The organism is Vogesella fluminis, assembly GCF_014652335.1.
GTDB lineage: Bacteria > Pseudomonadota > Gammaproteobacteria > Burkholderiales > Chromobacteriaceae > Vogesella > Vogesella fluminis.
Genome location: NZ_BMYP01000009.1, coordinates 99,548 through 109,060 on the forward strand (window position 1 = coordinate 99,548; position 9,513 = coordinate 109,060).

General features: G+C 67.7%; 7 protein-coding genes. 6 read left to right on the top strand and 1 reads right to left on the bottom strand.

Annotated elements, in window-relative coordinates; all coding sequences use genetic code 11:
* The first annotated feature begins 37 nt into the window (after positions 1-37).
* Positions 38-1,513 (top strand): DEAD/DEAH box helicase, encoded by a 1,476-nt coding sequence (locus IE083_RS05220; RefSeq protein WP_189352568.1) that lies wholly within the window; start codon positions 38-40, stop codon positions 1,511-1,513.
* Between the two features lie 61 nt (positions 1,514-1,574).
* Here IE083_RS05220 and IE083_RS05225 read toward each other — a convergent pair whose 3' ends face one another.
* The gene (locus tag IE083_RS05225) at positions 1,575-2,285 is read right to left on the bottom strand and encodes an alanyl-tRNA editing protein (RefSeq protein ID WP_189352569.1); all 711 of its coding nucleotides are present in this window, start codon (positions 2,283-2,285) and stop codon (positions 1,575-1,577) included.
* Positions 2,286-2,403: 118 nt separating this feature from the next.
* Between IE083_RS05225 and IE083_RS05230 the strand changes: the two genes are divergently transcribed.
* The 5 genes from IE083_RS05230 (at position 2,404) to IE083_RS05250 (ending at position 9,296) form a co-directional block, all read left to right on the top strand.
* Positions 2,404-3,045, top strand: coding sequence for an RluA family pseudouridine synthase (locus IE083_RS05230; protein ID WP_189352570.1), 642 nt, complete (start codon positions 2,404-2,406; stop codon positions 3,043-3,045).
* Between the two features lie 36 nt (positions 3,046-3,081).
* Complete coding sequence (locus tag IE083_RS05235) at positions 3,082-3,675, top strand: 3'-5' exonuclease (protein WP_189352571.1); 594 nt, start codon at positions 3,082-3,084, stop codon at positions 3,673-3,675.
* A gap of 72 nt (positions 3,676-3,747) precedes the next feature.
* Positions 3,748-5,139: an exonuclease domain-containing protein gene (locus tag IE083_RS05240; RefSeq protein WP_189352572.1), complete on the top strand. Its 1,392-nt coding sequence runs from the start codon at positions 3,748-3,750 to the stop codon at positions 5,137-5,139.
* A 27-nt stretch (positions 5,140-5,166) separates the two neighbouring features.
* Positions 5,167-5,838, top strand: a complete 672-nt coding sequence (locus IE083_RS05245) for a TIGR01621 family pseudouridine synthase (protein ID WP_189352573.1) — start codon at positions 5,167-5,169, stop codon at positions 5,836-5,838.
* A gap of 341 nt (positions 5,839-6,179) precedes the next feature.
* Positions 6,180-9,296, top strand: coding sequence for a transglycosylase domain-containing protein (locus IE083_RS05250; protein ID WP_189352574.1), 3,117 nt, complete (start codon positions 6,180-6,182; stop codon positions 9,294-9,296).
* Positions 9,297-9,513: the final 217 nt, after the last annotated feature.

Genomic DNA, 9,513 nt, shown 5'->3' on the forward strand with positions numbered 1-9,513 from the left:
GCGCAGTAGCGGCGCCAGCCCTGATGGAGTTCCCGACATGTCTTTTGCCGAACTGGGTCTATCGCCCGAAATCCTGCGGGCCGTAGATGAACTGGGGTACAGCGAAGCCACCCCGATCCAGGCCAAGGCGATTCCGCTGGTATTGTCCGGCCGTGACCTGTTGGCCGCGGCGCAGACGGGTACCGGCAAAACGGCGGCCTTCCTGCTGCCGATCCTGGAGCGTCTGAAAAAATTCGCCAATCCCAGCGTATCGCCGGCGATGCACCCGGTGCGCGCGCTGATCCTGTCGCCGACGCGCGAGCTGGCCGACCAGATCGGCGTCAACGCCAAGGCCTACACCAAGCACCTGCCGCTGCGCAGCACCACCATCTACGGCGGCGTGAACATGGATCCGCAGACGGCGGAACTGCGTCGCGGCATCGAGATCGTGATCGCCACGCCGGGCCGCCTGCTCGACCACATCCAGCAGAAGACCATCCAGCTGAACAAGGTCGACGTGCTGGTGCTGGACGAGGCCGACCGCATGCTGGACATGGGCTTCATCCAGGACATCCGCAAGATCATGTCCCTGCTGCCCAAGCAGCGCCAGACCCTGCTGTTCTCCGCCACCTTCGCACCGGAGATCAAAAGGTTGGCCGCAGACTTCATGCACGACCCGCAAACGGTGGAGGTGGCGCGCCAGAACTCCACCAATGCCCAGGTCGAGCAGCTGGTGTATGCCGTCGACAGCGGCCGCAAGCGCGCGCTGCTGTCGCACCTGATACGCGAACGCGAGATGAGCCAGGTGATCGTGTTCTGCAAGACCAAGATTTCCGCCGACCAGCTGTCGCGTGACCTGAAGCGCGACGGCCACGCCGCCGAGGCCATCCACGGCGACAAGGCGCAGAGCGCGCGCCTGGAAACGCTGAACAGCTTCAAGAGCGGCGAGGTGAAGGTGCTGGTGGCCACCGACGTGGCCGCGCGCGGGCTAGACATCTCCGAGCTGCCCTTCGTCGTCAACTACGAAATGCCGAATTCGCCGGAAGACTACGTGCACCGCATCGGCCGTACCGGTCGTGCCGGCGCCTCCGGGGTGGCGATCTCGCTGATGTCGCCGGACGAGGTCAAGCAGCACGAAGCCATCGAGAAGCTGACCCGGCAGACGCTGCCGCCGCAGACCGTCAGCGGTTTCGAGCGCCGCGAGTCGTCCGCCGCCGACAGCGGCTTCGGCAGCCGCAACGCCGGCCGCGAGCGCAGCGACGCGCGGCCCGCGCGCGAGCCGCGCGCCGAGCGCAGTGAGCGTCCCGAGCGCAGCGAACGCCCGGAACGCAGCGAGCGTCCCGAGCGCAGCGAACGTGCGCCGCGCGACAATCCGCACCGCGACAGCAGCCGCCAGCGCGAGCAGCGCGATCCGCAGGAAGGCCTGAAAGTGGCGCGCGCCGGCGTGATCGGCGGCCGCGTCCTGCCGCAGCGGCAGCGTGAGGTGCCGGCGCTGCTGCTGCCGCCGCGTTACAAGGTGAACCAGGAGCGCTAAGCCCCGCGGTTCCGCCCCCACCCGCGCAAGCCGTTTGCGCGGGTTTGTTTTTCCGGCGTGCCTAGTCGGCGAGGGCGATCACCACCCGCTTGTTGCGCGCGCCCTTGCTTTCGATCTTTTTCACCAGCACGCGGCCGATTTCGCCGGTGCGGGCCACGTGGGTGCCGCCACAGGGTTGCAGGTCGACGCCGTCGATCTCGATCAGGCGGATTTCCGGTAGGTGCAGCGGCGGCGTCACCGACATGGTCTTGATCAGCTCGGGCTGTGCCTGCAGCGCGGCGCCGCTGCTCATCTTTACGCTGACCGGCAGATCGCGCGCGATCAGCTCGTTGAGCGCCTGCTCGATGGCCTGCGGCTCCAGCTGCATGCCTTCCGGCAGGTCGAAGTCGAGGCGGCCACCGTCGGCGGAGAGGTTGCCGCCGGTGACACCGGCCTTGATCACCACCGACAGCAGGTGCAGGCAGGTGTGCACCCGCATGTGGCGATAACGGCGCGCCCAGTCCAGCGTCAGCGTCAGCGGCGTGCCGGGCGCCAGCAGCGGCGCATCGGCGTCGAGCTGGTGCACGATGCGGCGGCTTTCCTTGTCGCGGCGGGTGTCGTGGACGGCCAGCTGGCGGCCGTCGGCCAGCGTCAGCGTGGCGCGGTCGCCGGGCTGGCCGCCGCCCAGCGGGTAGCACAGGGTGTCGGCCAGCACCAGGCCGAGGGCGTCGTGCTGCTGCACCTGGGTGTCCAGCGTGCGCTGGTAGGCGTCGAGATTGAATTGTTCGGACATGGTTTCCCCCGGGTGTCGTGTCGCCGTTGCCGTGCACGAGCGGTATGGTTATAGGCAAAGGTTGGCCGCAAGCGGCCGGCGAATGGAATAGATGAAGACGTTGTCGCCACAATCAAGCATGCATACGCTGGATGATTACACGCCGCCGCAAGAGGCGGTCGCGGTGCTGCACGCCGACGCCCAGCTGCTGGTGGTGGCCAAGCCGGCAGGGCTGCTGGCGGTGCCGGGGCGGCTGCCCGAAATGCAGGACTGCCTGATCCACCGCGTGCAGCAGCAGTATCCGGACGCGCTGGTGGTGCATCGCCTGGACATGGCGACCTCCGGGCTGATGGTGCTGGCGCGCAGTCTGGCGGTGCAGCGCGCGCTGAGCGAGGCTTTTGCCCGCCGCGCGGTGAGCAAGGAGTACGTCGCGCTGCTGGACGGCCAGCTGCCGGACGCGGTCGGCAGCGTGGCGCTGCCGCTGATGAGCGACTGGCTGCGGCGGCCGCGACAGAAGGTGGACGCCGCCGGCAAGCCGGCGCTGACCGAATACCGGCTGTTGCAGCAGCAGGCCGACGGCAGCCGCGTGCTGCTGACGCCGGTCACCGGCCGTACCCACCAGCTGCGGGTGCACATGCTGGCGCTGGGTTGCCCTATCGTCGGCGACGCGCTGTACGGCGGCCGCGCCGCACCGCGGCTGATGCTGCACGCGCAGTCGCTGGCGCTGCGTCATCCACATAGCGATGAATGGCTGCAGTGGCAGCTGGCGGCACCGTTCTGAACGGCCGCCAAACCGAAACCCGAGGAAATGAGGCGCATGAGCCAGACCAGACAGTTGTCCCGAGACGAGATCAAGACCCTGCCGCTGTTCCCGGCGCTGGGACCGGCGCAGATCACCGTGGTCGATCGCGCCGCCTTGCCGGGGGCGCTCGCGGCGCTGCGTGCGGCGCGGGTGGCCGGCTTCGATACCGAGTCGCGGCCAACCTTTCGCAAGGGCGAAGAGGCCACCGGCCCGCACCTGATCCAGCTGGCCACCAGCGACCACGCCTATCTGTTCCCGGTGTCCGATGCCGAGGTGCTGGCGGCGCTGGGCGCGCTGCTGGCCAGCGGCGAGCTGCTGGTGGTCGGCTTCGACCTGCGCTCCGACAAGCGCCACCTGCGCGACCGCTTCGGCATCGAGTGCAAGGCGCTGCTGGATGTCGGCAGCCTGTTCCAGAGCGATTCGCCGACCATTACCGTCGGCGCGGTGCAGGCGGTGGCGCGGGTGTTCGGCCAGTACTTCCGCAAGTCGAAAAAACAGTCCACCTCCAACTGGGGCGCCAAAGTGCTGAGCGAAGCGCAGCAGGTGTACGCCGCCAACGACGCCTGGGTGGCGCTGCGCATCTACCAGGCGCTGCGCCCGGCGCCGTGATGCGGCCAACGTTGGCCGCATACTTCCACTACGCGGCAGCTGCCGTGACCGATCGATTGACTAGGGGTAAGCATGCTGTTTGAGCGGCCTTGTGCCATTGTCGACCTGGAGACCACCGGCGGCCACATCAGCCGCGACCGGGTGACCGAGGTCGGCGTCATCCTGATTGACGGCGAGCGCGTCGAGCGCTTCGACATGCTGGTCAATCCCGGGCAGCCGATCCCGCCCTTCATCGAGCAGATCACCGGCATCAGCGACGCGATGGTCGCCGACGCGCCGCCGTTCGCCGACATCGCCGCCCGGCTGCTGGACAAGCTGCGCGGCCGGCTGCTGATCGCGCACAACGTGCGCTTCGACTACGGCTTCCTGAAGAACGAATTCAAGCGCGTCAAGCTGCCATTCCGCAGCGAGGTGCTGTGTACCGTCAAGCTGTCGCGGCTGCTGTATCCGCAGCACTTCAAGCACAGCCTGGACAGCATCATCGCGCGCCACGGCATCGTGCAGGCCGAGCGCCACCGCGCGCTGGCCGACGCCGACGCGCTGTACCAGTTCCTGCAGCAGGCGATCGCCGAGCACGGTCAGCAGCAGGTCGAGGCGCAGGCGGCGCTGCTGATGGCGGCGCCGGCCGCGCCGCCGGGCATCGATCCGGAGGTGGTGGAGCAGCTGCCGGACGTGCCGGGGGTGTACTCCTTCTACGGCGACGACGGCCAGGCGCTGTATGTCGGCCGCAGCGACAACCTGCGCCGCCGTGTGCTGGCGCACTTCGGCGCCGAGCCGCGCCCGCACAAGGACGTGCGCATCGGTGAGCCGATCAAGCGCATCGAATGGCAGGAGACGGTCGGCGACTTCGGCGCGCAGCTGCAGGAGCTGCAGCTGATCCGCGCCTTGCAGCCGTTGCACAATCTGCGCGGCCGCCTGTCGCAGGAGCTGTGCTCGCTGCAGCTGACGCCGCTGGACAGCGGCTTCCTGACGCCGCGCATCGTGCTGGCCAGCGAGGTCGACTTCTCGCGACTGGATACGCTGTACGGCCTGTTCCGCAGCCAGAAAGAGGCGAAGAAGGCGCTGGCCGACCTGTGCGCCGGCAACGGCCTGTGCCAGACCTGCCTCGCGCTGGAAAAGCGCGGCGCGCGCAAGGGCGCCTGCTCCGCCTTCGCGCTGGGCCGTTGCAAGGGCGCCTGCATCGGGCGCGAGGACGCGGACAGCCACAATCAGCGTCTGCAGCAGGCGCTGTCACGGCTGAAGCTGCAAAGCTGGCCCTATCCCGGCGCGGTGGCGGTGCGCGAGACCGATCCGGTGTCCGGCCAGTGGCAGGAGCACCTGTTCGAGCGCTGGTGCTACCTCGGCTCGCGCCGCGAGGAGGCGGCCGCGCCGCAGGGCACGCCGACCTTCGATGCCGATACCTACAAGCTGCTGGCGGCCTTCCTGCGCAAGCCGCAGCCCGATGCCGAATTGCGCGTGCTGTGACGCGCGCGCCAGCCACGAGCAAAAGCCATGTTTGATCTGCTGCACACCGATCCGCGTTTTTACGTCATCGCCAAGCATCCCGGCGTCAGCTTCCACGCCGACGGCGGGGAGGCCGGGCTGATGAGCGCGCTGCGCGCCGGGCTGGGCGATGATGCGCTGTGGCCGGTGCACCGCCTCGACCGCGTCACCTCCGGCCTGCTGCTGATCGCGCGCAGCCAGCAGGTTGCGGCCAACCTTGGCGCCGCCTTTGCCGGGCGCGAGGTGGAGAAATACTACCTGGCGCTGTCCGACGCCAAACCGGCGAAGAAGCAGGGTCTGATCCGCGGCGACATGGAAAAGGGGCGCGGCGGCGCGTGGAAGCTGTGCCAGAGCCAGCTCAATCCGGCGGTGACGCAGTTCTTCAGCCACTCACTGGCGCCGGGGCGGCGCCTGTTCCTGCTGCGGCCGCGCACCGGCAAGACCCACCAGCTGCGGGTGGCGATGAAGTCGCTGGGCGCGCCCATCCTCGGCGATGCACTGTACGGCGGCAGCGCCGCCGACCGCACTTATCTGCACGCCTATGCGCTGGCACTGACGCTGGACGGCGAGGCGCTGCATTTCGTCTGCCCGCCGGCGCAGGGTAGCGAGTTCGCGCTGCCGGCGCTGGCCGACTACCTGCAGCAACAGCCGCCGTGGACGCTGCCCTGGCCACAGCGCTAGGCGTTGCTCCCGAGGGTCTGCGGGCGCATCACGTCCGCTTGCTCCGCCAACAAGCGATAGGCTGCAGAGCATGGCGGCGACAGCTATGCTTTTAGGGCAAGGCGCCTTTGAACAGGTTCTTACGCCCGTTTTCATTGCGATGTCATGGCTGGTGCGCGGCGATTTAATCGGCAAACGGCAGTGCGGTGCTGTTAAGCTGGCGGCACAGGGATGGCCCGTATTGCTCCCTGCCTGTACCGCGAGGGCAGCCGGGGCACGGCGCCATGCCCGCCGTGCTGGTGGTAGCCGTGTTGATTGAATAAGAACATTCCGGCCGAAATTCTCGCTGGAGAAGCAACGCCATGGATAATCCGGACATCAAACTCAAAAGGGGTAACGGCCGCGGCTGCCGTTATGCGCTGTGGTTCGTACTCATCCTGTTGCTGCTGCTGATCGGCGGCTTGGTGTATCTGCTGCTGGACGAGCTGCAGCACTCGCGGCAGCAGGCGCGTTTCTTCAGCGATGCGGCGCGCGAGGCCGGCTATCGGGTCAAGCCGGGGCCGAGCAAGGCGATCCGCTTTCCGACGAGTGGCGGCCCCTATGACCTGCGCCTGGGCTATAGCGCCATGCCCGCCTACCTGCAGCGGCTGCAGGCGCGCGGCTACGCCATTGCCAGCCAAGCCGAGCACTCTGACGGCATGGTCGCGCTGGCCGATCGCGGCGTGACGGCGCCGTATCTACCGCTGGGCCTGTTCCTGCCGTATCACGAGAAAGACCAGGCCGGCCTCAGCCTGTACGACGGCTACGGCCAGAGCCTCTACCAGTCGCGTGCGCCGCAGCGCGTGTACGCCGATTTCAACGCCTTGCCGGCCTTGCTGGTCAATGGCCTGCTGTACATCGAAAACCGTACCCTGCTCGACGCCGACACGCCCAAGCGCAATCCAGCGGTGGACTGGTCGCGTTTCAGCAAGGCGCTGTTTGACAAGGCGCTACACCTGTTCGATGCCGGCTACCGCGCCGCCGGCGCCAGCACGCTGGCCACCCAGATCGAGAAGTACCGCCACTCCCCGGAAGGGCGTACCAGCTCGGAGCAGGAAAAGCTGCGCCAGATGCTGTCGGCCTCGGTACGCGCCTATCTCGATGGCGAAGACACCATCGCCGCGCGCCGCCAGCTGGTGGTCAGATACCTGAACACGGTGCCGCTGGCGGCGCGTGCCGGTTTCGGCGAGGTGTCCGGCATCGGCGACGGCATGTGGGCGTGGTACGGGCGCGACTTTGCGCAGGTCAACCGGGCGCTGACCGATGCCAGCGTGCCGGTGGCGGAACGCGCGGTGGTGTTCAAGGAGGCGTTGAGCCTGATGATCTCGCAGCGCAGTCCGTCCGTGTTCCTGAATGGCGACATGAAGGTGCTGCAGTCGATGACCGACGCCTACCTGCGCATGATGGCCAGAGACCAGCTGATTAGCCCAGCGCTGCGCGACGCGGCGTTGCGGGTGTCATTGCGGCAGCAGCGCGAACGGGTGCGGCTGCCGGCGGTGGCGCCGGTCGCGCAGAAGGGGGCCAATGCGGTGCGCATCAAGCTGGCCGCCCTGCTGGGTGTGCCGCGCATGTACGATCTGGACCGGCTGGACCTGAGTGCCAGCAGCACGCTGGACCTGACGCTGCAGCAGCAGGTCACCGCCGAGCTGCTCCGGCTGCGCGACCCGGAGTACGCGCGTGCGGCCAACCTTGACAACGAATACCTGCTGCAGCAGGGCTCGCCGCAAGGGGTGACCTACAGCTTCACCCTGATGGAACGCACGCCGACCGGCAACAAGGTGCGGGTGCAGGCCGACAACTTCGACCAGCCGTTCGACATCAACGAGGGCGCCAAGCTGGATCTCGGCTCCACCGCCAAACTGCGCACACTGGTCAGCTACCTGATGGTGATCCACGAGCTGCACCAGCAGTACGCGCAGACGAGCCGCGAGCAGCTGGCCGCCATCCGGCCCGCCGCCGGCGAGTCCGCGCTGCGCCGCTGGGCGATCGACTATCTGCTGCAGACGGAAGACACCGATCTGACGACGATGCTGGAAGCGGCGCTGGAGCGGACCTATTCCGCCAGCCCCGGCGAGAGCTTCTTCACCGCCGGCGGGCTGCATACCTTCAACAACTTCGACGAGAACGACGACGGTAAAATCCTCACCGTGCGCGAGGCCACCCGTCGCTCCGTCAACCTGGTCTACATCCGGCTGATGCGCGATATCGCCCGTTACTACATGCAGCCGGCGACCACGGCCAGCGGCGAGACATCCGACGAGGATGAAGAGGCGATGCGCCGCGAATACCTGCAGCGCTTTGCAGATCGCGAAGGGCGCACCTTCCTGGCCGGCTTCTACAACAAGTACCGCCACAAGAGCGCGACCGAAATCGATGCCCTGCTGGTGGCGCGGGCACGGCAGAGCCCGAAAAGACTGGCGGTCATTTTCCGCAGCATCCGGCCCACGGCCGGGCTGGATGCGTTCGCCGCCTTCCTGCAGCTGCATCTCGACCCGAAGCTGCTGCCCGACGCCAAAGTGCAGGCCAGGCTGTACGACGAGTTCGGCCCGGAGCGCTTCAACCTGAACGACCGCGGCTATCTGGCCGGCGTGCACCCGCTCGAAATGTGGCTGGTCGCCTACCTGCACGAGCATCCGCAGGCCAGCTGGTCGGAGCTGGTCAATGCCAGCACGCAGCAGCGGCAGGAGGTCTACCAGTGGCTGCTCAACAGCAAGAACCAGGCAGGGCAGGCGTCGCGCATCCGCGAAATCAAGGAGATCGACGCCTTCAAGAAGATCCACCAGGGCTGGAAGCGGCTGGGCTATCCGTTTGATGTGCTGGTGCCGTCCTACGCCACCGCGCTGGGCGCCTCCGCCGACCGCCCGGCGTCACTGGCGGAGCTGATGGGCATCCTGTCCAGTGACGGCCTGCGCCGGCCGACGGTCTACCTCGACAGGCTGCACTTTGCCGCCGGCACCCCGTACGAGACCAGCCTCACCCGGCTGCCCACCAACGGCGAGCGCGTGTTGCCGGCCGAGGTCGCACAGGTGGTGCGCAGGGCGCTGGCCGAGGTGGTGGAACTGGGCACCGCGCGCCGCATCGCCGGCGCCTTCGATCTGGCGGACGGTACCCGCATCCCGGTGGGCGGCAAGACCGGCACCGGCGACAACCGCTTCAAGGTGTTTGCCAGAGGCGGGGCGCTGCTCTCCGAGCGGGTGGTCAGCCGCTCCGGTGCCTTTGCGTTCTATATCGGTGACCGCTACTTCGGCACGCTGATCGCCTATGTGGCCGGGCCGCAGGCGGGGGATTACCGCTTCACCAGCGCCCTGCCGGTACAGGTGCTGAAGATACTGGCGCCGACCCTGCGCCAGCGTCTGGAACTGAGAACGGTGCCGGTGATGGCCGGTACACGCGCACTGGCAAGTGGTGGGGTCGCGGAGGCAGGCTGGGCCGGAAGGTGACAGGAATCAGGACGGCGCGCCCGGCAGGCTCCGGCCTGCTGTGCTACCTGTTTCTGGCACGGTATTGCACGACCACGGTCCACGCACGTCGACACCACGCGGCCGAGCATCTGCCGAGCCACCTTTCAGTTTAGGAAAATTTTCCTAGAAAGCTAAGGCGAATTCAGGGAGTAAGTGCAACGGCGGGCAGGTCTGGAGGATGGGGGTGAGATGAGGT

Bases quoted from the DNA above. Each gene is read 5' to 3' on its own strand.
- IE083_RS05220 (WP_189352568.1), top strand. From the start codon at position 38: ATGTCTTTTGCCGAACTGGGTCTATCGCCCGAAATCCTGCGGGCCGTA.
- IE083_RS05225 (WP_189352569.1), bottom strand. From the start codon at position 2,285: ATGTCCGAACAATTCAATCTCGACGCCTACCAGCGCACGCTGGACACC.
- IE083_RS05230 (WP_189352570.1), top strand. From the start codon at position 2,404: ATGCATACGCTGGATGATTACACGCCGCCGCAAGAGGCGGTCGCGGTG.
- IE083_RS05235 (WP_189352571.1), top strand. From the start codon at position 3,082: ATGAGCCAGACCAGACAGTTGTCCCGAGACGAGATCAAGACCCTGCCG.
- IE083_RS05240 (WP_189352572.1), top strand. From the start codon at position 3,748: ATGCTGTTTGAGCGGCCTTGTGCCATTGTCGACCTGGAGACCACCGGC.
- IE083_RS05245 (WP_189352573.1), top strand. From the start codon at position 5,167: ATGTTTGATCTGCTGCACACCGATCCGCGTTTTTACGTCATCGCCAAG.
- IE083_RS05250 (WP_189352574.1), top strand. From the start codon at position 6,180: ATGGATAATCCGGACATCAAACTCAAAAGGGGTAACGGCCGCGGCTGC.